Source organism: Thiobacillus thioparus DSM 505 (genome assembly GCF_000373385.1).
GTDB classification, from domain to species: domain Bacteria; phylum Pseudomonadota; class Gammaproteobacteria; order Burkholderiales; family Thiobacillaceae; genus Thiobacillus; species Thiobacillus thioparus.
In genome coordinates, this window is the sequence record NZ_KB891316.1 from 759,673 (window position 1) to 780,904 (window position 21,232).

The 21,232-nt window shown below is 61.8% G+C and carries 23 protein-coding genes; 8 read left to right on the forward strand and 15 right to left on the reverse strand.

From position 1 onward, the window contains the following. Positions 1 to 77: 77 nt before the first annotated feature. Positions 78 to 1,286: an OmpA family protein gene (locus tag B058_RS18405; protein WP_157265499.1), complete on the reverse strand. Its 1,209-nt coding sequence runs from the start codon at positions 1,284 to 1,286 to the stop codon at positions 78 to 80. A 146-nt stretch (positions 1,287 to 1,432) separates the two neighbouring features. Beyond that, positions 1,433 to 1,861 (reverse strand): large conductance mechanosensitive channel protein MscL, encoded by a 429-nt coding sequence (gene mscL / locus B058_RS0103905; RefSeq protein WP_018507170.1) that lies wholly within the window; start codon positions 1,859 to 1,861, stop codon positions 1,433 to 1,435. 131 nt (positions 1,862 to 1,992) lie between these two features. Between mscL and dusB the strand changes: the two genes are divergently transcribed. The 8 genes from dusB (at position 1,993) to B058_RS17660 (ending at position 11,904) form a co-directional block, all read left to right on the forward strand. Beyond that, positions 1,993 to 3,045: a tRNA dihydrouridine synthase DusB gene (gene dusB, locus B058_RS0103910; RefSeq protein WP_018507171.1), complete on the forward strand. Its 1,053-nt coding sequence runs from the start codon at positions 1,993 to 1,995 to the stop codon at positions 3,043 to 3,045. 15 nt (positions 3,046 to 3,060) lie between these two features. After that, complete coding sequence (locus B058_RS0103915; RefSeq protein WP_018507172.1) at positions 3,061 to 3,300, forward strand: helix-turn-helix domain-containing protein; 240 nt, start codon at positions 3,061 to 3,063, stop codon at positions 3,298 to 3,300. Between the two features lie 7 nt (positions 3,301 to 3,307). Beyond that, the gene (gene purH, locus B058_RS0103920; RefSeq protein ID WP_018507173.1) at positions 3,308 to 4,867 is read left to right on the forward strand and encodes a bifunctional phosphoribosylaminoimidazolecarboxamide formyltransferase/IMP cyclohydrolase; all 1,560 of its coding nucleotides are present in this window, start codon (positions 3,308 to 3,310) and stop codon (positions 4,865 to 4,867) included. Positions 4,868 to 4,961: 94 nt separating this feature from the next. Further along, a complete protein-coding gene (gene purD / locus B058_RS0103925; protein ID WP_018507174.1) occupies positions 4,962 to 6,239 on the forward strand; it encodes a phosphoribosylamine--glycine ligase in 1,278 nt (425 codons plus the stop codon). 18 nt (positions 6,240 to 6,257) lie between these two features. Beyond that, positions 6,258 to 6,806, forward strand: a complete 549-nt coding sequence (tsaC, locus tag B058_RS0103930; protein WP_018507175.1) for an L-threonylcarbamoyladenylate synthase type 1 TsaC — start codon at positions 6,258 to 6,260, stop codon at positions 6,804 to 6,806. After that, the gene (gene hemF, locus B058_RS0103935) at positions 6,806 to 7,720 is read left to right on the forward strand and encodes an oxygen-dependent coproporphyrinogen oxidase (protein WP_018507176.1); all 915 of its coding nucleotides are present in this window, start codon (positions 6,806 to 6,808) and stop codon (positions 7,718 to 7,720) included. Before tsaC ends, hemF begins: the two co-directional genes overlap by 1 nt. Continuing rightward, positions 7,713 to 10,937 (forward strand): transglycosylase domain-containing protein, encoded by a 3,225-nt coding sequence (locus B058_RS16390; RefSeq protein ID WP_018507177.1) that lies wholly within the window; start codon positions 7,713 to 7,715, stop codon positions 10,935 to 10,937. Before hemF ends, B058_RS16390 begins: the two co-directional genes overlap by 8 nt. A gap of 511 nt (positions 10,938 to 11,448) precedes the next feature. Further along, on the forward strand, positions 11,449 to 11,904 hold the full coding sequence (locus tag B058_RS17660) for an SEC-C metal-binding domain-containing protein (protein ID WP_018507178.1): 456 nt from the start codon (positions 11,449 to 11,451) through the stop codon (positions 11,902 to 11,904). A 471-nt stretch (positions 11,905 to 12,375) separates the two neighbouring features. Here the strand turns inward: B058_RS17660 and B058_RS0103950 are convergent, their stop codons facing one another. From B058_RS0103950 to B058_RS18460, 13 genes are all read right to left on the reverse strand, one after another. Then, the gene (locus B058_RS0103950; RefSeq protein WP_018507179.1) at positions 12,376 to 12,762 is read right to left on the reverse strand and encodes a helical membrane plugin domain-containing protein; all 387 of its coding nucleotides are present in this window, start codon (positions 12,760 to 12,762) and stop codon (positions 12,376 to 12,378) included. A gap of 45 nt (positions 12,763 to 12,807) precedes the next feature. After that, positions 12,808 to 13,941 carry an NAD(P)/FAD-dependent oxidoreductase gene (locus B058_RS0103955; protein ID WP_026240619.1) on the reverse strand — a complete coding sequence of 378 codons (1,134 nt, stop codon included), beginning with the start codon at positions 13,939 to 13,941 and terminating at the stop codon, positions 12,808 to 12,810. A 76-nt stretch (positions 13,942 to 14,017) separates the two neighbouring features. Beyond that, on the reverse strand, positions 14,018 to 14,248 hold the full coding sequence (locus B058_RS0103960) for a sulfurtransferase TusA family protein (RefSeq protein ID WP_018507181.1): 231 nt from the start codon (positions 14,246 to 14,248) through the stop codon (positions 14,018 to 14,020). 41 nt (positions 14,249 to 14,289) lie between these two features. Next, positions 14,290 to 14,679, reverse strand: a complete 390-nt coding sequence (locus tag B058_RS0103965; protein ID WP_018507182.1) for a DsrE/DsrF/DrsH-like family protein — start codon at positions 14,677 to 14,679, stop codon at positions 14,290 to 14,292. A gap of 63 nt (positions 14,680 to 14,742) precedes the next feature. Next, positions 14,743 to 15,585 (reverse strand): ABC transporter permease, encoded by an 843-nt coding sequence (locus B058_RS0103970; RefSeq protein ID WP_018507183.1) that lies wholly within the window; start codon positions 15,583 to 15,585, stop codon positions 14,743 to 14,745. Beyond that, complete coding sequence (locus B058_RS0103975) at positions 15,582 to 15,782, reverse strand: hypothetical protein (RefSeq protein ID WP_018507184.1); 201 nt, start codon at positions 15,780 to 15,782, stop codon at positions 15,582 to 15,584. The genes B058_RS0103970 and B058_RS0103975 overlap by 4 nt, the downstream gene beginning before the upstream one ends. Further along, a complete protein-coding gene (locus tag B058_RS0103980; protein ID WP_018507185.1) occupies positions 15,782 to 16,603 on the reverse strand; it encodes an ABC transporter permease in 822 nt (273 codons plus the stop codon). Before B058_RS0103980 ends, B058_RS0103975 begins: the two co-directional genes overlap by 1 nt. Then, complete coding sequence (locus tag B058_RS0103985; RefSeq protein ID WP_018507186.1) at positions 16,600 to 18,024, reverse strand: ABC transporter substrate-binding protein; 1,425 nt, start codon at positions 18,022 to 18,024, stop codon at positions 16,600 to 16,602. Before B058_RS0103985 ends, B058_RS0103980 begins: the two co-directional genes overlap by 4 nt. 88 nt (positions 18,025 to 18,112) lie before the next feature. Further along, positions 18,113 to 18,904: an ABC transporter ATP-binding protein gene (locus tag B058_RS0103990; protein ID WP_018507187.1), complete on the reverse strand. Its 792-nt coding sequence runs from the start codon at positions 18,902 to 18,904 to the stop codon at positions 18,113 to 18,115. A gap of 119 nt (positions 18,905 to 19,023) precedes the next feature. Continuing rightward, positions 19,024 to 19,449, reverse strand: coding sequence for a hypothetical protein (locus B058_RS0103995; RefSeq protein WP_018507188.1), 426 nt, complete (start codon positions 19,447 to 19,449; stop codon positions 19,024 to 19,026). A gap of 32 nt (positions 19,450 to 19,481) precedes the next feature. Further along, the gene (scnC, locus tag B058_RS0104000) at positions 19,482 to 20,210 is read right to left on the reverse strand and encodes a thiocyanate hydrolase subunit gamma (RefSeq protein ID WP_018507189.1); all 729 of its coding nucleotides are present in this window, start codon (positions 20,208 to 20,210) and stop codon (positions 19,482 to 19,484) included. A gap of 37 nt (positions 20,211 to 20,247) precedes the next feature. After that, positions 20,248 to 20,619 carry an SH3-like domain-containing protein gene (locus B058_RS18455; protein ID WP_211208604.1) on the reverse strand — a complete coding sequence of 124 codons (372 nt, stop codon included), beginning with the start codon at positions 20,617 to 20,619 and terminating at the stop codon, positions 20,248 to 20,250. A gap of 21 nt (positions 20,620 to 20,640) precedes the next feature. Then, entirely contained in the window at positions 20,641 to 21,114 is a 474-nt protein-coding gene (locus B058_RS18460) for an SH3-like domain-containing protein (RefSeq protein ID WP_211208606.1), read from the reverse strand. Positions 21,115 to 21,232: the final 118 nt, after the last annotated feature.

Below are 21,232 nucleotides of genomic sequence, written 5' to 3' on the forward strand. Positions count from 1 at the left end.
ACCCTCGATCGACGGCTCCTCCCCATCCAAACGAAAAACGGGCGCCAGCGCGCCCGTTCCGTTTGCCTCCTGTCCATTTACTGCAGCGGGATCAGTTCCACACGGCGGTTCTTCGCACGGCCCGCAGCGGTCTTGTTGTCGGCCACCGGCTGGGCTTCGCCATATCCCCGGGCAGTCAGGCGTTCGGCCGCGATCCCGTGCTTGATGAGATAGGCGCGTACGGTCTCGGCCCGGCGCTGCGACAGCATGAGGTTGTACGCAATGGAACTGGCCGCATCGGTGTAGCCCGCCACTTCCACCTTGACCTCGCCCCACTCCTTCAGCGTGGCGGCAGCATTGTCCAGAATCGTGATGGATTCGGGACGCAGTCTGGCGCTGTCGTTGTCGAAGTTCACGCCATCCAGCATCAGCTTCCTGGGCGCCGCGGGTACGACGGCCGGCGCCGGCGCCGGCTCGACGGCCCGGGGCGGGCAGCCATCGGTGGTACCCGGTGCGGGCACCGCCGGGCATGCGTCCCGGTGATCCGGAATCCCGTCGCCATCGGAATCCAGCGGGCAGCCCCCGGCGCCGACCCTCACGCCAGCCGGCGTATCGGGACAGCGGTCGAGGCCGTCGAACACGCCGTCGTTGTCGGAGTCCAGCGGGCACCCGCGCACGTCGACCTTGGCGCCACTCGGGGTATGAGGGCACGCGTCCAGGCGGTTGGCCACGCCGTCGCCGTCGGAATCGAGCGGCGCGCCCAGGCCCCAGGAATACCCCAGCAGCGCCTGGACGTTGATCAGCCCGGCATTCGGCAGGCTGCTGTTGCCGAACGACTGATCGGCACGCAGCTCCCAGCGGAACGCATCGTTCGCCCCCACGGCCCAGTCCTGGCCAATGCCCAACGACGCCATGGGGCGGGTGAAGTCGACGTTGCCGTCGGTGTTGACGTTCATCAGGCCCAGGCCGCCCGACAGGAACCAGTTGTATCGCTGCTGCCGGGAAAACAGCCATTCGAGGCCGCCTCTCAGCGTGGTGACATCGGCATCACCCACTCCGGCGCGATCGCCGTCATACGCCCCGTACACCAGATCGCCAAAGAGATTGAAGTCGTCATTGAGCCGCTGGCCATAACGCAGACCGAGCAGCGGGTTGGCTTCGCCATCCTTGCCTCCGACCAGACTCTTGTCTGCCCAGCCACCGCCCAGGAGCAGTCCCAGTTCGCGCTCGGGCATGTCCGCGGCGTGGGCCGCGCCGCCCAACACCCCCATGCCGGCCAGCAGCCAGACTACGCAGGATTGTTTCATGGTGAATCCCATCCCCTATAAACCGAACCCGCAGCCGCCCCCGTGCTCGGACGAATCGGATCCTTCAAGACAGACAGCGGCTCGACAATCCCTTAACCGACTCATCAGTCGGCGACCGGATTGGGCTCGCGCAAAAACGATAAAACCTATTTTTTGAGGCTGTCCCGGATCTCACGCAGCAGCACGATGTCTTCCGGCGGCGCAGCTGGTGCGGCGGGTGCAGGCGGTGTTTCCTTCTTCAGCCGGTTGATCTGCTTGACGAGGATGAAGACGATGAAGGCCAGGATGATGAAATTCAGCAGGATGGTCAGAAAGCTACCGTAGGCGAATACCGGTACCCCGGCTTTCTTCACTTCCACCAGCGTCATCGCCACGCCTTCCGGCACGGTCTTCAACGGCAGGAACAGGTTGGAAAAATCGAAGCCGCCAAATATCGCGCCCACGATCGGCATGATCAGATCGTTGACGATCGAGTCGACGATCTTGCCGAACGCCGCGCCGATAATCACGCCCACCGCCAGATCCATGGCATTGCCCTTGACCGCGAACTCCTTGAATTCAGTGACGAAACTCATGCTTACCCTCCTGATTGTTGACCCTGTACAGCCGCGTTGATGGTAGCCGCTCACGCGCCGATGCACCACCACAAAAGCGGAAATTTTCACGCTTGGTCGAGACCCGCGAGGAGGGTAAAATGCCACTCCTTATGCGTATCGGTCGCCACCATCTCAAGAACCGCCTGATCGTCGCCCCCATGGCCGGGGTGACCGATCGGCCTTTCCGCCAGCTTTGCAAGAAGCTGGGCGCGGGCATGGCCGTGTCCGAGATGGTGACGTCGAACTCGCTGCTGTACGGTTCAGCCAAGACCGCGCGACGCGCCAACCACGAAGGCGAGGTCGATCCGATCAGCGTGCAGATCGCCGGCGCCGATCCGCAGATGATGGCGGAAGCCGCGCGCCACAATGTCGACCGCGGCGCGCAGATCATCGACATCAACATGGGCTGTCCGGCCAAGAAGGTGTGCAACGTGATGGCGGGCTCGGCGCTGCTGCAGGACGAGTCGCTGGTCGGCCACATCCTCGACGCGGTGGTGAAGGCCGTTCCCGAAGTCCCGGTAACGCTGAAGATCCGCACCGGCTGGGATCGCGAACACCGCAATGCGCTCAACATCCTGAAGATCGCCGAGAACGCAGGCGTGCAGGCGCTGGCGATGCACGGTCGCACGCGCGCCTGCGGCTACACCGGCGAGGCCGAGTACGACACCATCCGCGCAGTGAAGGCGGAGGCCCGCATCCCCGTCATCGCCAACGGCGACATCACCACGCCGGAAAAAGCGCAGTACGTCCTCGAATACACCGACGCCGACGCCGTGATGATCGGCCGCGCCGCGCAGGGGCGCCCGTGGATCTTCCGCGAGATCGAACATTTCCTGGCTACCGGCACGCACCTGCCGCAGCCGGAAGTCTCGGAAATCCACGCCGTGCTGCTCGAACACATTCACGATCTGTATGCGTTCTACGGCGACGTCACTGGCGTGCGCGTGGCACGCAAGCACATTTCCTGGTACACCCGCGGACTCGTCGGCAGCAGCGCCTTCCGCCACACCATGAACCAGCTCGACTCGGTGGCCGAACAGCTCACCGTGGTAAACGATTATTTTGCCCAGGCGGCACGCGCCGACAGCCGTCTGCGCTACGAAACCAACCACGACAACAATAGCGCGCAGAACATGCCGCCTGCCTCGCGGCTCGCGGCATAAAAAGGGAACTTCAACATGATCGAAGAAAACGAAATCGCCGCGTGCATGCGGCGGTCGCTTAACCGCTATTTCAAGGATCTTGACGGCGAAACGCCGAGCGAGGTCTACAACATGGTGGTGAGCGCGGTGGAAAAGCCCCTGTTGGCCTACATCCTCGATCGTGCCGAAGGCAACCAGACCCGCGCCGCCGACATGCTCGGCATCAACCGCAACACCCTGCGCAAGAAAATGCGCGAACACGGCCTTTCCGACTGAATCCATCATGACCATCAAACGTGCGCTTCTTTCCGTGTCGGATAAAACCGGCCTCGTCGATTTCGCCCGCGCGCTGGCAAACGCCGGCGTCGAACTGCTCTCCACCGGCGGCACCGCCAAGGCGCTACGCGACGCCGGCCTCGCGGTGATCGACGTCAGCGAGTACACCGGTTTCCCCGAGATGCTCGACGGCCGGGTCAAGACGCTGCACCCGAAGGTGCACGGCGGCATCCTTGCGCGGCGCGACCTGCCGGAACACGTCGCGACCATGCAGGCGCACGACATGGGCTACATCGATCTGGTGTGCGTCAACCTCTATCCCTTCGTCGCCACGGTGTCGAAGCCGCACACGCTGGACGACGCCATCGAGAACATCGACATCGGCGGCCCGGCGATGGTGCGTTCGTCGGCCAAGAACTACCGCCATGTCGCCATCGTCACCGACCCGGCCGACTACCCGGCGCTGGTCGCGGAAATGCAGGCCAACGGCGGCGCCCTGACCGATGCCACCCGCTTCACGCTGGCGAAGAAAGCCTTCAGCCACACTGCCGAATACGATGGCGCGATCAGCAACTATCTGACCGCGCTCAACGACCGCAACGAACGCGAGACTTTCGGTGAAAAGCTGAACCTGCAGTTCACCCGCGCGCAGACCTGCCGCTACGGCGAGAACCCGCACCAGGCCGGCGCGTTCTACGTCGAGACCCATGCGCCCGCGGGCACCATCGCCACGGCCCGTCAGATCCAGGGCAAGGAACTGTCGTACAACAACATCGCCGACACCGACGCCGCGCTCGAATGCGTGAAGCTGTTCGACGCCGCCCCTGCGTGCGTCATCGTCAAGCACGCCAACCCCTGCGGCGTGGCCTACGGCGCGAACCTGCTGGACGCCTACAACCGCGCCTACCAGACCGACCCGGAATCGGCCTTCGGCGGCATCATCGCCTTCAATGGCCGCCTGGACGGCGAAACCGCGCAGGCCATCGTCGAGCGCCAGTTCGTCGAAGTCATCATCGCCCCCGAAGTCAGCCCGGAAGCGTCCGCCGCCGTCGCCGCAAAGAAGAACGTACGCCTGCTCGAATGCGGAAAATGGAGCGGTGCCGTCGCCCAGCTCGACATGAAGCGCGTGGCCGGCGGCCTGCTGGTGCAGGATGCCGACGTGCTGCTGCACGGCGAACTGAAAGTCGTCACCCAACGCGCGCCCACTGACAAGGAAATGGATGACCTGCTGTTCGCCTGGCGCGTCGCCAAGTTCGTCAAGTCCAACGCGATCGTGTACGCGAAGGAGCGTATGACTGTCGGCGTCGGCGCCGGCCAGATGAGCCGCGTCAACTCCGCCCGCATCGCCGCGATCAAGGCCGAGCACGCCGGCCTCGCGGTGCCCGGCTCGGTGATGGCGTCCGACGCCTTCTTTCCCTTCCGCGACGGCATCGACCAAGCCGGTGCCGCCGGCATCAAGGCCGTGATCCAGCCCGGCGGCTCGATGCGCGACGACGAAGTCATCGCCGCCGCGAACGAGCATGGCATCGCCATGGTGTTCACCGGGACACGACATTTCCGACATTGATTATTGGTAAGCGGCAAGCGGTGGGCGGTAAGCGGGAAACCCCGAACGCGCACTGGCCGTACCGCTCACCGCTCACTCCTTACTGCTCACCAAAATGAAAATCCTAGTCATCGGCTCCGGCGGACGCGAACACGCACTGGCGTGGAAGCTCGCGCAATCCCCGCGTGTCTCGCAAGTGTTCGTCGCACCCGGCAACGGCGGCACGGCAACCGAAGATGGGCTCGTCAACGTGCCGTTGACGGAAATCCCCTCGCTGGTCGAGTTTGTTCGCCGCGACGAGGACATCGCATTCACCGTGGTGGGCCCCGAAGCGCCGCTGGCGGCAGGCGTGGTCGACGCCTTTCGCGCCGCCGGACTGAAGATATTCGGCCCCACGCAGGCCGCCGCTCAGCTCGAAAGCTCCAAGGATTTCGCCAAGCAGTTCATGGCACGCCATGGCATTCCCACCGCTGCTTTCGGCACCTTTACCGACGCCACCGCCGCGCACGCCTACATCGACCAGCACGGCGCGCCCATCGTGGTGAAGGCCGACGGACTCGCCGCCGGCAAGGGCGTGGTCGTCGCGACGACAGCCAAGGAGGCGCACGCCGCGGTCGACGCCATGCTCGCCGGCAACAGCATGGGCGAGGCCGGCCACCGCGTGGTGATCGAGGAATGCCTGCTCGGCGAGGAAGCCAGCTTCATCGTCATGGTCGACGGCGAGCACGTACTGGCGCTGGCGTCCAGCCAGGACCACAAACGCCTGCAGGACGGCGACCAGGGTCCCAATACCGGCGGCATGGGCGCGTATTCGCCGGCGCCGGTGGTCACCCCCGAACTGCACGCACGCATCATGCGCGAGGTGATCCACCCCACCGTCGAAGGCATGGCCGCCGACGGCATCCGGTTCACCGGTTTCCTCTATGCCGGCATCATGGTCAGCGCCGACGGCGCACCCAGGGTGCTCGAATTCAACTGCCGCATGGGCGACCCGGAAACCCAACCCATCATGATGCGGCTGAAGTCCGATCTGGTCGCCCTGCTGGAAGCCGCCGTCAACGGCAAGCTCGACCAGATCGAAGCCGAATGGGATCGTCGCACCGCGCTCGCCGTGGTGCTCGCCGCCGAAGGCTACCCCGACGCGCCGAAGAAGGGTGCCGTCATCAGTGCCTTGCCCGCCGCTGCCGACGACCTGCATATCTTCCATGCCGGCACCGCCGCGCAAGACGATCGTACCGTGGTGAGTGGCGGCCGCGTACTGGCCGTGACCGTACTCGGCGACAGCGTGCGCATGGCGCAGAAACGCGTCTACGAAACGATCGCCAGCATTCATTTCGACGGCATGCAATACCGGCGCGACATCGGCTGGCGCGCGCTTGACCGGAAAAAATGAGATGGTAAGCGGTGAGCAGTGAACGGTGAGATCGACGCGCTACGCGCGCATGTGCGACGCGGCGGCCTGATCGCCTACCCGACCGAATCCTGCTACGGCCTCGGCTGCGACCCGCGCAATCCGCACGCCCTGAAACGACTGCTCCGCCTGAAGGGGCGCGACGCAGCCAAAGGCATGCTGCTGATCGCCGACCGGCTCAAGCCCCTGCAGCCCTTCATCCAGCCCTTGAATGCAGCCGACCGGGCACGGATGCTGCGCGTCTGGCCTGGTCCTGTCACCTGGGTCGTTCCCGCCTCCGCGCACTGCCTGCCCGAACTGACCGGCGGCCGCGCCACGGTCGCGATCCGCGTGACCGCCCATCCCGCCGCCATACGTCTGTGCCGCAGCCTCGGCATGGCGCTGGTTTCCACCAGTGCCAACAAAAGTGGCCGCAAACCCGCCAAAACCGCTGCGGAATGCCGCAGAATATTCGGCGCACGGGTACGCGTGATCGCCGGCCGCATCGGCCGCCGCCGCCGTCCTTCCACCTTGATCGACCTTGCCACCGGAACGATACTTCGCCCCTGATGTCTGCCACCGCCCCCGATACCGCTGCCGTCAAACCCTATCTGCTCGACCTGCAGGCGCGCATCGTCGCCGCACTGGAAGCCGCCGACGGCCTGCCCTTCCGTACCGATGCCTGGGAACGTCCCGAAGGCGGCGGCGGCATCTCGCGGCTGATCGAGGAAGGCCGGGTTTTCGAACGCGGCGGGGTGAATTTCTCGCATGTGCTCGGCAGCCAGTTGCCGCCCTCGGCCAGCGCGCATCGCCCGGAACTCGCCGGCCGCCGCTGGGAAGCAATGGGCGCGTCGCTGGTGCTGCACCCGCGCAATCCCTATGCGCCGACGGTGCACATGAACGTGCGCTGCTTCGTCGCGCTGAAGGACGACGAAGCGCCGGTGTGGTGGTTCGGCGGCGGCATGGATCTCACGCCCTATTATGGCTTCGCGGAGGACGCGCGGCATTTTCATGTCACGTGCAAGCAGGCGCTCGACCCGTTCGGTGCCGACCTGCACCCGCGCTTCAAGGACTGGTGCGACCGCTACTTCTTCCTCAAGCATCGCAACGAGCCGCGCGGCATCGGCGGCGTGTTCTATGACGACTTTTCCGAAGGCAGCTTCGACCATGCGTTTGCGATGACGAAGAGCGTGGGCAACGCCTTTCTCGCCGCCTATCTGCCCATCCTCGAACGCCGCAAGGAACTTGCCTACGGCGAGCGCGAGCGCGACTTCCAGGCTTACCGGCGCGGACGCTACGTCGAGTTCAACCTGGTGTACGACCGCGGCACCCTGTTCGGCCTGCAGTCGGGCGGCCGCACCGAATCCATCCTGATGTCGCTGCCGCCCATCGTGAAATGGCGCTACGACTGGCACCCCGAGCCGGGCACCCCGGAGGCCTCGCTGTATGCCGATTTCCTGACCGCGCGCGACTGGCATGCATAAAATCCCGCGTCGCATCCTGATCGGCCTCGGCGCCCTGTTGCTGCTCCTCGGCCTGGTTGGCCTCATCGCCTACGAATTGCTGTCGTCGGCGCTGGAAGCAAAATACATCGCGCAGGCGGCGCAAAAGATGACCTGGCAAATCCGCCCCGGGCCATCCGACCGCATCCGTTACCCGGGCCAGGGCCAGTACGACGTGCGGCTCGGCTATAGCAAGCTGCCGCATTACCTGGTGCAACTGGACAAGGCCGGCTGGAAAATCGACCAGCAGGCCCGGATCAGCATCCAGATGGCGCGCGCCAGCGACCTCGGCCTGTTCCTGCCCTATCACGAAAAAGACCAGGCCGGCCTCACCCTGCTCGACAGCGACGGCAAGCAGTTGTATCAGGCGCTGCATCCGACCCGGGTGTACCACCGCTTCGAAGACATCCCCAGGGTCCTGGTCGATTCGCTGCTCTACATCGAAAACCGCGAACTGCTGACCGAGCAGTTTCCCACCCGCAATCCGGCCGTGGAATGGGATCGTCTCGCCCAGGCGCTGATGGAAAAAGGCATCAGTCTCATCGACACCCACCGCAACGTGCCTGGCGGCAGCACTCTGCCGACGCAGATCGAGAAGTACCGCCATTCCCCCGAGGGGCTGACCAGCGACATGAGCGAGAAGCTGCGCCAGATGGCCACGGCCAGCCTGCGTGCCTATCTCGACGGACCCAATACGCTGCCGATGCGCAAGAAGACGGTGATGGCTTACCTGAATACCGTACCGCTCGCGGCCGCGCCGCGCTTCGGCGAGGTCAACGGCATCGCCGACGGACTGTGGGCCTGGTACGGGCTGGATTTCGGCGAGATCAACGCGATCCTGGAGAAAAAGACACGCATCGGCGAAACCGCCTATGCAAGCGCGCTGAAGCATGTGCTGTCGCTGATCATCGCCGAGCGCCGCCCGTCCTATTATCTGGCCGCCAACCGCAAGGCACTCGACGCCCTGACCGACGACCATCTCGACCTGCTGGCCAACGCCCACGTGATTTCGCGTGAACTCGCCGATCGCGCCAAACGGGTCAAGCTGCGCAGCACGCAGGAGCGCGTCGACCCGCCGGCGCCTCGCTTCGTCGACCAGAAAGCCACCAACGCCCAACGCATCCGTGTCGCGCAGATGCTGGGCGAGCCTCGCCTGTACGACCTCGACCGGCTGGATCTGCAGGTCGACACCACCATCAACCAGCCGGCACAAAAAATCGTCAGCCGCTATCTGCAAAACCTGGTTCATCCGGAAGCCGCCGCAGCTTCGGGCCTGATCGGATTTCGATTGCTGAAACCCGACAACGCATTCGACCAGGTGATCTACAGCTTCACGCTGTATGAAAAAACGCCATTGGGCAATGTGCTGCGCGTTCAGGCCGACAACCTCAACCAGCCCTTCGACATCAACAGCCAGGCGCGGCTGGATCTCGGCTCCACCGCCAAGCTGCGTACCCTGGTCACCTACCTGCAGATCATTTCGCAAACGTACGACACCTACCGCACGCTCGACGCCAAGACACTCAAGCAAAAAGCGCAGCCGCAACGCGACGTGCTGGCGCAATGGGTAGCCGCTACCCTGCTGAGCCAGCCGGACATCAAACGGGACGCCCTGCTCGATGCCGCGATGGGTCGCCAGTATTCGGCGGCGCGGGAAATGTTCTTCACCGGCGGCGGCCTGCACGATTTCGTCAACTTCGACGCCAAGGACAATAGCCGCGTGATGGACGTGTGGGAGGCCACGAAGAACTCGGTCAACCTCGTCTACATCCGCATCATGCGCGACATCGTGCGGCATTACGCCAGCGCTTCGCCGGGCGCAGCCGCCCGCATACTCGACGACGCCAGCAACCCGATGCGCCAGACCTACCTGATGCGCTTCGTCGACCAGGAAGGCCGTCTGTTCATCCGCCGCTTTTACCAAAACCACAAGAGCCAGACGCCTGTACAAATGGCGGAGGATGTCTATGCGCGCGTCCGCGCAACCCCGCGACGCTTCACCTCGGCGTACCGTTATCTCGAACCGCAGGCCGGATTCGAAGCCTATGTCGCCGCCTTGCACGCCAACGTGCCCGCCAGTGCCAGCCTGAGCCCGAAGACACTCAAATCGCTCTACCAGACCCACGCGCCCGACGCCTACAACTTGGCCGACCGTGGCTACGTCACGCAGATCCATCCGCTGGAGTTGTGGGTGGTGAAAGCTCTGCGCGCCGCGCCCGGGACCAGTCTCAAAACCCTCGACGACCAGGGCGCCGACGCCCGCCGCGAGGTCTACAACTGGCTGTTCAAGACCAGTCGCAAGAATGCGCAGGATATCCGCATCCAGTCGCTGCTTGAGGTCGAGGCCTTCGACGGCCTGCTGCGCGACTGGAAACGCCTGGGCTATCCGTTCGACAACATCACGCCCTCTTACGCCACCGCCATCGGCGCCTCAGGCGACCGGCCGGCCGCGTTGGCCGAACTGATGGGCATCCTGGTCAACGACGGTGTACGTGCACAGACGACGAGCCTCACCGGCATGCATTTCGCGGCCCATACGCCCTACGACACCCGCCTGTCACGCAAGCCGGCCCCGGGCGAACGCCTGCTGCCGGCCGAAGTGGCGCAAACCGTACGGCGTGCGCTGGCCAGGGTCGTCGAAGGCGGCACCGCCGGGCGGCTAGCCGGCGCCCTCAAGGACCCGGCCGGCCAGCCCATCACTATGGGCGGCAAGACCGGCACCGGCGACCACCGTTTCGAGACCTATGGCAAAGGCGGCCAGCTCATCGATTCGCGCGTCGTCAGCCGCTCCGCCACGTTCGTGTTCTACATGGGCGACCGCTACTTCGGCACGTTGACCGCCGTCGTGGAAGGCGAGCAGGCCGGACGATTCGGTTTCACCAGTTCGCTCACCGCGCAGATGCTGAAAACCCTGCTGCCGCAACTGCAGCCCCACCTGTATCCGGAGCCGCCCGCCCCGCCGTCTGCGTCCGTGCAACCCACGCCCGGACCGACGGTGGCGCCGCCTCCTGCTCCCGTTCCTGTCGCCCCGCACGCACCGATGAAGGAAAAACCCGACGGCTCCACCAGCCAGGCCGACCCGACGGTCAAGCAGCCGGTCAACCAGGGCGGTTTCCCCGAGGATCTCGAACCCAACGTGGTGCTGCCGGTTCCGGTCACGCCGCCCGCGAACCCTGCACCTGCCGTTCCGGCACCCTGACGCGGGGGGTGCAGACCAGCCCGGTGCATACAGGTGAGAATGCGCGGCATGCTTGGCTGGGCGGCGCCTGATCGGCCTTTGCGGCCAGTACTAATATTCCACCCCTCGTCTGTTTCATGACCAAGAGCAGCCTGTGACCGTGGCCCCAATAGGCTTAGAAGAGGCCGTTTCCCATGAGGTTCGCCCTGATAGTTGAGGTAAAAAATTAGGCGCATAATCCGCCGGCTTCTGCCTCCTTTTGCATTACGTAATTAAGTAACAGCTGGAAAACATCCATCGCCAAATTAAGACAATAGACCTAGAAAATTCCTGCCACTTTATTCACAAACGTCCGGACCTATGGGCCTCTCCGTAAACTGTTGGGCGTCACTAGAAAGCGACTGATATGCCTTCTGTACCTGCCTTCTGCGATACCTGTGGAACTGCGTTCAACTCCGGCTTCTTTGTCGAGAACGCGACGAACGTTACATTTACCGGAAACAGGTCAGGACCGTGCCCACGGTGCGGAGGCATGGGACATGTGCCGGATGGTGTTTTCAATTTCATCGGAAACACAATCGAAATACTGTCAGCGCCGGAGCGGACGGTCTCTGAACTACATGGCCTTGCTCGCATCATTCGAGAGGCCCGCGACAAGGGCGAAAATAAGGAGCAAGTAGCTGCGCGCATTGAGAAGGAACTTCCATCCCTGTCTTCTCTCGCTAAGCTTTTACCCACAAATAAGAACGAGCTATACGGATTCCTTGGGGTGATTATTGCTGCAGTAGCGCTCTACACGCAGTCGGGCGACAAACCGCCGTCGCAAACTATCGTCAACGTAACTCAGATTGTTCAGCAGATCACAACTTATGAACAGGCCCAGAACCAAGTTCAACCTTCGGCCTCAGCGCAGAAGCAGGGTCGTAATGAGCCTTGTCAATGTGGCAGTGGAAAGAAATACAAGAAATGCTGCGGCGCGCTGAGGTAAAGCTTGGCGGTAAGGGCGGCTGAAGATTAAAAGGACCAGCTTCGGTTCCTTATTTGGCCGCTTTGGATCGGTAGCATACCTATACGTCGAACTGCCCTGAGAGCCGCTCCGGCCGAGGATAGTACGGTCGGTGTGGCCATCCGGGTAACTAAAAAAGTCTAATGCAGCCAGCCCAATCCCAAACAACATTCCATTGCCAAACGGACGCGCCATTGGAGTTGACCGCTGGTTTGAGTTTTTTGAGGGTTGACCTCGGCGAAATGACAGCAAATCCCTGACGCCGCGATTGTATGACACAGCGCTTTATAGAAGCCCAAGGCCCAGGGTCATGCCGGAAGGCGAAATATCCTGATCGATGTTCTTGCCGCGCAGGTGCGGCAAGCGTCACTCCATATCAAACGCACGTCCAGGGAAGGGGATCCTGGGTCCCGCGTGCCAGGCCTTGCGCCTGGCCCCCTGGACTGGGCGCGTCTAGCCGTGCCGGTGCTGCTCGCGCATGCTGTGGCTCAAGTGCTTGCCGATCACCGACAGGAGGCGCAAGCCTTCCTGCGTTCCGGGGTCACGGACCACCCGCATCAAGCATCCAAGGCCGCCCGTCGCCGGCGCGGTCGCCGGGATTTCCTGGCTCGCTTCATGTATCGCGTCGGACAAGGCGATCAAAAGATATTGCGTGTCCTGGCGATCGAGGACCTTGAGCAGATGCATCAGGCCTTCGTTGCGCGTCAGACGGTCGAGCAAGGTCAAGCCCTCGCTCATCGCCCATGACAGCCGCGTGACGATTTCGTCCGACATGGCGTCCCGGGCTGCGGTGACGAGCTGCGCGACTTCGACGAGCCGCTGCAGATCTTCAGTAGCCATTGCGGGGATAGACGTTTCAGTTTGTGTTGTCATGGTTTGGCTTTCTCAGAGCAGTCCGCGTACGCTTGTCCAGTACATCTGGTTGTAAGACATCTTGAACCAGTGCATGGGTTTCGACGGCGGCTTCAGATCGGGTGGGTTCTGATAGTTGAACATCGCGTAGGTCGCGCTGTCGTGGCCTGTTTCAATGAAACAGTAGACCTTGCCGTCGTAGTCGCGGACCGGCGTGCCGATCTTGATCATCGAGGCGATGTTTTCGGCAACCACCTCTGCCTGGAAATGCGCCGCGGAGCCTGTCTTGCTGACGGGCAGATTGGTCGTATCGCCCAGCACGAAGACGTTGTCGTGGCCATTCATGGTGAGTTTGAAGCGGTCGGTCGGAATCCATCCCCCCTCGCCCAGATTGTTCTGCTCGACCACTTCCATGCCACGATGCGGCGGGATGGCGATGAGCAGGTCGTATTGGGTTTCGGTGCCTTCCTCGCTGCGTACCACCTTGTTTCCCACGTCCACTTCGCTGACGTTGAAGAGCGTCTCGTATTCGATACCCATGCGGTCGAATTCCGGCTTGGCCCAGATGGCGACTTCCTTGATCGTGTGAATGCGGCCAATCGGATAGTGGTACTTGATCTTGATCTTGTCGCGGATGCCGCGCGCCTTGAAATAATCGTGCAGTCCGAAGATGAGTTCGACCGGTGCGATCGGGCATTTGTGCGGCACGCCGACGACGACGGCAACCGTGCCCTCCTGGATCTCGCGCAGGCGCTTGAACAGCTTGACCGCGGTGGCTTCGGTGTAGAACGTCTCCGCCCCCTCCACCAGGCCGGGAATCTGCTCGGGAACGATGCGCGAACCGGTAGCCATCACGAGGATGTCGTATTCGTGCACCTTGCCGCTCTTGGTGACGACCCTGTTCTGGTCGAGTTGGAATTTTTCAACCGGGTCCACGTGAAAATCGATGGCCCCTTCGAGCAGGCTCGCCTGATCGCGATACAGCTGGTCCGGGGTCATTTGCCCGAACGCAACATACAGCAGGCCGGGCTGGTACATATGCTTGTCGGATGCCGAAAGCATCGTAATCCGGACTCTGCGGGAACGAATCTCAGCAGACAGCCGCCGTGCCAGGTTGTTGGCCACAATGGTACCGCCTGTGCCACCACCGACGACTAAGATTCTCATTGCATTCTCCTATCCAAAATTAATTACCAGGATGTCCTGGTACCTGGGCGCGACAACGTGCCCAGCCCGTAGCGTATTACTTGGCCTTGCGGATCTTGATGTGCCAGACTCCGTCGATCTTCTCGTTGCTGATGATCTCGTGGCCGACCTTGTTGACCCACTCCGGCACATCGGCACCGGAACCTTCGTCGGTCGACAACAGTTCGAGGGTATCTCCCACGCTGCTCTGCTTCATGTGGGTGATGAGTTCCATCAGCGGCCCGGGGCAGAAGGTATCGCGTGCGTCAACAATCTTGGTATCACTCATTGCAGTTCTCCAGAAAACATGTGGTTCAATTCGCCGCCCGCTCAGAACGTCAGCATCTGCCCGCCTTCGGCATCGCTCAGGAAGCGTGTCAGCCCAGTGGCCGGTCCGATTTCGGCGTCGAAGTCATCGTGCGTGACTTTCATGATGTCCATCGCCATCGAGCACGGCAGCAACTTGGCATCGCCCAGTTCGACCGCCTGCTGGAACAGCACCTTGAAGGACGGCACGCCTTTTTCCTGTGCCATCAGCGCGCCAAGTTCACCTTCGACTGGCGCATCCTCCGTGTGGCCCTTCACGAAATACGGAATGGCATTCATGGACAGGAAGACCGAAACCTCGTCTCCCGTCGCTGCGGCAACCGACGCGATCATTGCTGCCATCTGCAGTTTTTCGCGCGTACCTGTGACGCAGATGATGTTGATTTTTGACATTTGCTTCTACCTTACTTTGTGAGAATTCATGTTCGGACCGATGTCTGGCGACGGTTCATCCAATCAACCGCGATGCCAGCTGAAACGCTTGATGAGCAGGACGCAGACGCTGTCCAGCACGAAACCGACGACGCCGATCACCAGCACCAGTCCCATGAGATGCGAGTATTCCAAGCCTTCGCGCGCATCTTCGATGGCAAAACCGAAGCCGGAGGTCACCCCGAGAAACTCCGCCGGGATGATCACGATCCAGGCGACGCCCAGTGCCAGGCGGATACCAGTCAGGATGTCGAAGGTGATCGCCGGCATGATGATCCGCGTCACCATTTGCCACGGCTTCGCACCGAGGTTGCGCGCCACCTTGAACCAGGCGGGATCGACCTTGGCGAGGCCGGAGGCGGTGGCAAACGCAACCGGCCAGACGGAAGCGATCGCAATCAGGAAGATGATCGCCTGCTCCCAACCCGCGAACACGACAACCGCGATCGGTTCCCAGGACAGCGGGCTGATCATGCGCAGGAACTGGAACGGCACGTTGGTCAGTCGCTGGAACCAGCGAATGCGGCCCATGAGGATGCCGAGCGGGATACCGATGACGATCGCAAGGCCCAATCCCGAACCCAGCCGGTAGCCGGTGCTCGACAAGGCCTTGGGGATGATCCCGTTTTCCCACATCTCGGGCAGCGACTTGAGGGCCGGGATGGGTCCGAAATCGGCAAACTGCGACGTCGAGGGGTTGAGCGCGACAAAGTAGATGCCGATCCCCCAGAGCGCGAACAGTACAGCCAGACCCACGAAGAAATGCAGCGACTTGTCTGCCGTATTCTTAATGGCCCGGGAAAGACAGTTTCCACTGACGCCTGCACTGACTACGCCGCCGCCCACTGTTGCGGTTTGGCTGCTCATTGCTCATTCCCCCCCGCCCATGCAACCGGCGCGGAAAACGCCTGGCCGTGGGACACTCTTTCGATCAAATACGTGTCATTCATATCGTGTAACTTCTTATCAACGTTCATATGTATGTCCAGATGGAGCGTGGCCATCAGCCGGCAGTCCGGCGTATCCCGGAACTGCCCTGCCGAAGCGTAGGATTCCTTGCCCATCAGCCTCCCCGATGCCAGCTGTAGCGTTTGATGAGCGCCACCAGGATGCTGTCGAGGAAATAACCGACGATACCGATCGTGACCACCATCGCAGTAAGGTGGTTGTACGAAAGCGTCTCGCGCGCATCCTCGATGGCGTAGCCCAGGCCGGACGTCACGCCGAGATATTCGGCCGGGACGAGCACGATCCACGCAACCCCCAGCGCGAGGCGGATGCCCGACAACACGTCGAACGTGATCGCCGGCATGATCACCTTGGTCAGGATGTGCAAGGGCTTGGCGCCAAGATTGCGCGCCACCTTGAACCAGTTCGGGTCGACCTTGGCCAGCCCGGCCGCAGTGGCAAACATCACCGGCCAGACCGCCGCGATCGCGATCAGGAAGATGATCGACCCGTTCCACGTTGCGAACACCAGCACCGCAAGCGGCATCCAGGAGAGCGGACTGATCATCCGCACGAACTGGAACGGCGAGTTGGTGAAGTCACGGAACCACTTGATGCGCCCCATGAGGATGCCGATCGGCACGCCAATAACAATGGCGAGCAGAAGCCCTGAACCCAAACGAAAGCCGCTGGCAGCCAGCGCATTCTGGATCTTGCCCATTCCCCACAGTTCAGGGAACGCCTCGAGTGTCGGGACCAGCCCGAACTTGACGAAGGTTTTCGTCGTCGGGTTGTTGGCGATAAAGTACCCCCCGATCAACCAGAGGATGGCCAGGATCGCGATGCCGCCCGCGGCCCAGCCAAGACTCTGCACCGCCCGATGCTTCATCAGGCGGCAAAAGCCGCCCTCCTCGGCGGATGTGACTGCATAATTCATAGTTCAATCACCTCGGTACGCACAAAGGGATCGCCTTTTTGCGGCACGCTCAGATCCTTCTTCCATGCCGGGTTGGCATTGAGCGCTTTCTTGATATATGTGTAATTGACGAGGTCCTTGGCCACGAAATCGGGGGTGAGGTCGTTCAGGAATCCCAGGTCGCCGCCGACCAGTGTTTTCTTGAGTTCTTCGGTAACGTACTTGGTGGCACTCGGGTACGGCCAGCCCTGGAAATTGATACGGCTCTGGCCCCATTCCGGATGCTTGATGGCGGGCGGCGTCGCATAATCGGCCGGGCTGTAGAACAGCATCGCGCGCTCGACGACCTCGGCGGGGAACGGCATGTATTTCTTGCCGTCCTTGGACAGCATCTGCGCCATCGCCTTCTTGTTATTGGTGATATAGAGCTGCGCTTCGACAATGGCGTTATGGACACCTTGCGCCCAGGCCGCACGGGCAGGATCCATGGCATCGTCCTCGTGCATGATGACTACGCAGCAAGGATGGCCCTTCCACACGTCGCCGGTGAAGCGCAGCATCTGGCCACCCGCCTTGAGCTCCCCGAGCGCATTGAACGGTTCGGCGACGCAATAGCCGTCGATCTGTCTCGCTGCAAGCGCGGGCGGCATGTCGGGCGGGTTCAGCACGAGGAAGTTGCACTCGTTGGGTGCGAGCTTCGCGTTTTGCGGCCGGACCACGGGCGTAATTCCGGCTTCCCGCAGGATTTTCTGCGAGATGATGTTGTGGATCGAGTACCAGTACGGCACGGCGAACTGCTTGCCGCCGAAGTCCTTGGGCGAGGAAATACCGCTGCTCTTGTGGACGATGATGCCTGAGCCGTTGGTGTGGTTCCAGGCCGTGATCTTCACCGGGAACTTGTTGTTGTAGCGCATCCAGATCGGCACCGGGATGAGCATGTGCGTGAGGTTGAAACGCTGGGAAGAGAAGGCTTCGACCAGCGGCGACCAGCCGCGAATCAGCGTCGGCGGCTCCGACTGGATGCCCTCCTTCTTGAAGAAGCCCATTTCATGCGCGACCAGAAGCGTCGCCGCATCGGTAATCGGGAGATAGCCGATTTTGACCACCGGGTCGAATGGCTTGGAAAATTTCTTTTCGGCAGCGAAAGCCGATGAAGACAGCATGCCGCCCATGCCAGCCATGCCACCCAAGGCGGAGAGACCGGCCATCTTGAGCATGTCGCGCCGGCTGACGCCCGAGCCGAGGACGGAACTGAACAGCGGGTCATAGGCAAGTTCCAGATTGGGATCTTCCATGCCGTCGCCGATGTCCGGATTGTCGGGCATCATCTTCTGCATGCGCGGGTCGATCGGACGGGCCTTGCCACATGTACCGCATGAACATCCATCAACGTGCACCAGCGGACGCGGCTGGCTATGCTCTTCGTATAGATATTTCTTCATTCTCGGTCTCCTAAGGTGAGGGTCGGTATCCCGACCGGTGTTTGCTCATCCTGCCTCTTCATTTTGAGCAATTCGGGTAAGTCGCAGATCATGCAGCCAGCGTGGCCGACTCCGGTTTCTTGTAGTTCGCCGCTTCCTGGAACGTCGCCATCAGGCGCGTACGCAAAGCCTGAACCTCCGTGTCGTGACGATCGCGCGGATCGGGGAGGTCGATATCCAGTTCGTGAACGATGTTTCCGGGCGAGCCCGCCATGATCACGGCACGGTCGCCCATGATCACGGCCTCGTCGATATCGTGCGTCACGAAGACGATGTTGAAGCCCTTGCGCTTGGCGATGGAGCGCACATCTTTTTGCAGGGATGAACGCGTGAATGCGTCAAGCGCGGAGAACGGTTCGTCCAGCAGCAGGAGTTCCGGCTCCATCACCAGCGAGCGGGCCAATGCCACACGCTGTTGCTGGCCGCCCGAGAGATCCTGCACATTGGCCGCGGCGAAATCCTGCAGCTCGACCAGCTTGATCGCCTCCGTCACGCGCTCTTCGGTTTCTTCCTTGGACCAACGCCCGAAGCTCAAGCCGACGCCGACGTTCTGGGAAACCGTCATCCAGGGAAACAGGTGCGGCGCCTGGAACATCATGACCCAGCGGGGCGACGGTGCAGTAATCGCCGTCCCATTGAGCAGGACCTTGCCTTCGGTGGGTTTCAGGATGCCGGCCAGAATATGGAGCAGCGTGGATTTGCCGCAACCCGAACGGCCGATAATTGCCAGCGCCTCACCGGGCGGCGACACCAGATCAACCCGATTGAAGGTCACCCCGGTCCGCGAACTGTAACGGTGGGTCAGGCCCTGGATCTTGATTTCTGTTCCACGTATTGCCATCTACATATTCCTCTGTTTATTTCCGTCGCCCGGCCCACAAGGACTCACGGCAGGATTCTGGTTACTTTCGCGGGACGCTTCGCCCGCGGCCTGCCCGGCCCTTGCCGGGCTCCCGCCCATCAGGCGCTGTTGAGACGTTTTCCAACTTCCTCCAGACGACGGGCCAGTTCCGCCTCGTCGATCAGGCCACGCTTGATCATCGAGTGAGCCAGCGCCAGAAGCTGTCGTTCGGGGAACGGCACATCCTCGTAGAGCGTTTCCGACAAGTCGTCCTCTTCGGCGCGCCGCTCGAGTGAAGGCAGGGCACAAGAGCCCGGCTCAACCTGATCGTATGGCTTGACGCAGGAGTCGGCGGCGAGCATGTCGCACGTTGCCTCCAGGTCGATCTTCCAGGGAGGATCGGGATTCGTGACGCCGTACTGTGCCGCCAGGTCCTCCCAAACCCGTCCGCGACCGCGGACGTCCTCAAGTACGCCAATCGGCGTCAGATCGGTACCGCTCCAGCGATCGGCAGTGCCGGGAACATTTTTTTCAACTGTGGCCATGACTCGCTCCTTGCTAACGTACTGCCTGATGCTCAGTGGTCGTGATGAACCGGACGAATCGCCTTACGCACCGGACGCTTGGCGTTCGAGGTAATGCCGGGTTTCGGCACCGCTACGCCGATCAGGCAATCGCGCGTCACGATCTCGGTCAGTTGATCCTCGGTCCAGCCTTCCGTGCCTTCAGGACGGGTCGGCATGACGATGTAGCGGGTCTTCTGGTTGGAGTCGGCAACACGAACCTGAACTTCCGGCGGCAGTTGCAGACCGAACTCGGCGAGCACCTGACGCGGCCAGCGCACCAGGCGCCGACGATAGTTAGGCGTGCGATACCATTCGGGCGACTGCCCCAGGATCGGACGCGGATAGCACGAGCACAGGGTGCATACCACGACATGCTTCAAGGTGGGCGTATCCGCCAGGACGCGCAGGTTGCAGTAGTCGCTGGGGGTGCCGAACTGGGTCGGGGGACTGGTCACCCAGTTCACGCCTACGGCCTTGCTGGCCTCGACGCCATCTTCGATGCAAAGCTTTTTGTACTCGGGATCCAGCCAGGCCTTGGCAACCAGGCGCGCTGCGGGCAACGGGCCAAGGGTATGCACGTACTCCTTCCAGACGCGGTGGTCTTCAGCGGAAAAGAGTCCTTTTTCGATGGCCAGTTCACGGACAGCCATTTCGAGAATTTCGAAATCGCTGACTTCATCGACCATCGGAGCCGGCTTATGGCCGTGGTCGTGGTCATGGTCGTGGTGATGATCAGACATGTGTATTTCCTCTAGTCAATAATGTCCGCGAGTCGATTCAAGCCGACTCAAGATAACGTTCCGGGATTTCGGTCTCCAGCGTGTCATTGCCGAAGCTGTCGCTGTACTCGGGCCAAAGTTCCTTCTGCGCAAACACGATGCTGTAGAACCACTCCGGGTGATCCTCATTGCCAAATGCCTCGTCTTCGGCTGCCGGGCTCTCATACACCAGCTTGACGACGGTTCCCGTCGCGCCGCGCGTATAGGTCATGGTGCGGGTATAGAACAGATCGGGCAGATCCTTGATGCGCACGCGATCGCCTTCCTTGAACTTGGCCGGACCGGCCTTGCCCCTGAAGCACTGTGGATCGCCAATGCCGGTGGCCATCTTGGCGTGGTGGGTTCTGTCGTAAACAGGCTTATTGCTCATAGCGTCTTCACCTCTTGAAATTTACTTGGTCTTTGCGGGGAGGTATTCGCCCAGACCCTGATCTGACTTGGCGCGTTTTTTCACTTCATCGATCTTGTTGACAAGTTCGGTGAGCGTGCAGAATTGCTTGTCGACCAGGATGCGTGCCGCAGTCAGCAGCCAGCGGCCGTAGTAGGGCAATCCCAGGTATTGCGTCTGGCCGACATCCACGTTCTGCTTGCGGCGACGCTCTTCGGCAGTCCACACACCGCGCCATGCCAGGCATTCGCAAGTGGCAAAGGTATTCAGTTCCCAGACCTCTTCTTCCTTCTCGGTCCATACGATGGGCACATCCGGTTCGCCGCCGACGTCGTGCGAGGTACGCGTATAGGCGCGCCACAGCGAGTGGTCGATCTGGTCGGGTGAGGGCGCGTGCGTCTGCTTGTGCAGAGCCGGCTGCATGTAGCCGACAGTCTCGATATGTCGGAGCACCTCTTCTCTGGTTGACGATGACATTGTGTTGACTCCTTTGTGGATTACGAACAAGTCGGCTTGCCGTAATGCGATTTATGGTTGCCTTACTTCTACGCCAACTCGGCTTCTACAAATTACCAACATCAAAAACCTGAAGCGT

Excerpts from the sequence above, each read along its gene's own strand:
- B058_RS18405 (WP_157265499.1), bottom strand. The coding sequence starts at position 1,286 with ATGAAACAATCCTGCGTAGTCTGGCTGCTGGCCGGCATGGGGGTGTTG.
- mscL (WP_018507170.1), bottom strand. The coding sequence starts at position 1,861 with ATGAGTTTCGTCACTGAATTCAAGGAGTTCGCGGTCAAGGGCAATGCC.
- dusB (WP_018507171.1), top strand. The coding sequence starts at position 1,993 with ATGCGTATCGGTCGCCACCATCTCAAGAACCGCCTGATCGTCGCCCCC.
- B058_RS0103915 (WP_018507172.1), top strand. The coding sequence starts at position 3,061 with ATGATCGAAGAAAACGAAATCGCCGCGTGCATGCGGCGGTCGCTTAAC.
- purH (WP_018507173.1), top strand. The coding sequence starts at position 3,308 with ATGACCATCAAACGTGCGCTTCTTTCCGTGTCGGATAAAACCGGCCTC.
- purD (WP_018507174.1), top strand. The coding sequence starts at position 4,962 with ATGAAAATCCTAGTCATCGGCTCCGGCGGACGCGAACACGCACTGGCG.
- hemF (WP_018507176.1), top strand. The coding sequence starts at position 6,806 with ATGTCTGCCACCGCCCCCGATACCGCTGCCGTCAAACCCTATCTGCTC.
- B058_RS16390 (WP_018507177.1), top strand. The coding sequence starts at position 7,713 with ATGCATAAAATCCCGCGTCGCATCCTGATCGGCCTCGGCGCCCTGTTG.
- B058_RS17660 (WP_018507178.1), top strand. The coding sequence starts at position 11,449 with ATGGGACATGTGCCGGATGGTGTTTTCAATTTCATCGGAAACACAATC.
- B058_RS0103950 (WP_018507179.1), bottom strand. The coding sequence starts at position 12,762 with ATGGCTACTGAAGATCTGCAGCGGCTCGTCGAAGTCGCGCAGCTCGTC.
- B058_RS0103955 (WP_026240619.1), bottom strand. The coding sequence starts at position 13,941 with ATGAGAATCTTAGTCGTCGGTGGTGGCACAGGCGGTACCATTGTGGCC.
- B058_RS0103960 (WP_018507181.1), bottom strand. The coding sequence starts at position 14,248 with ATGAGTGATACCAAGATTGTTGACGCACGCGATACCTTCTGCCCCGGG.
- B058_RS0103965 (WP_018507182.1), bottom strand. The coding sequence starts at position 14,679 with ATGTCAAAAATCAACATCATCTGCGTCACAGGTACGCGCGAAAAACTG.
- B058_RS0103970 (WP_018507183.1), bottom strand. The coding sequence starts at position 15,585 with ATGAGCAGCCAAACCGCAACAGTGGGCGGCGGCGTAGTCAGTGCAGGC.
- B058_RS0103975 (WP_018507184.1), bottom strand. The coding sequence starts at position 15,782 with ATGGGCAAGGAATCCTACGCTTCGGCAGGGCAGTTCCGGGATACGCCG.
- B058_RS0103980 (WP_018507185.1), bottom strand. The coding sequence starts at position 16,603 with ATGAATTATGCAGTCACATCCGCCGAGGAGGGCGGCTTTTGCCGCCTG.
- B058_RS0103985 (WP_018507186.1), bottom strand. The coding sequence starts at position 18,024 with ATGAAGAAATATCTATACGAAGAGCATAGCCAGCCGCGTCCGCTGGTG.
- B058_RS0103990 (WP_018507187.1), bottom strand. The coding sequence starts at position 18,904 with ATGGCAATACGTGGAACAGAAATCAAGATCCAGGGCCTGACCCACCGT.
- B058_RS0103995 (WP_018507188.1), bottom strand. The coding sequence starts at position 19,449 with ATGGCCACAGTTGAAAAAAATGTTCCCGGCACTGCCGATCGCTGGAGC.
- scnC (WP_018507189.1), bottom strand. The coding sequence starts at position 20,210 with ATGTCTGATCATCACCACGACCATGACCACGACCACGGCCATAAGCCG.
- B058_RS18455 (WP_211208604.1), bottom strand. The coding sequence starts at position 20,619 with ATGAGCAATAAGCCTGTTTACGACAGAACCCACCACGCCAAGATGGCC.
- B058_RS18460 (WP_211208606.1), bottom strand. The coding sequence starts at position 21,114 with ATGTCATCGTCAACCAGAGAAGAGGTGCTCCGACATATCGAGACTGTC.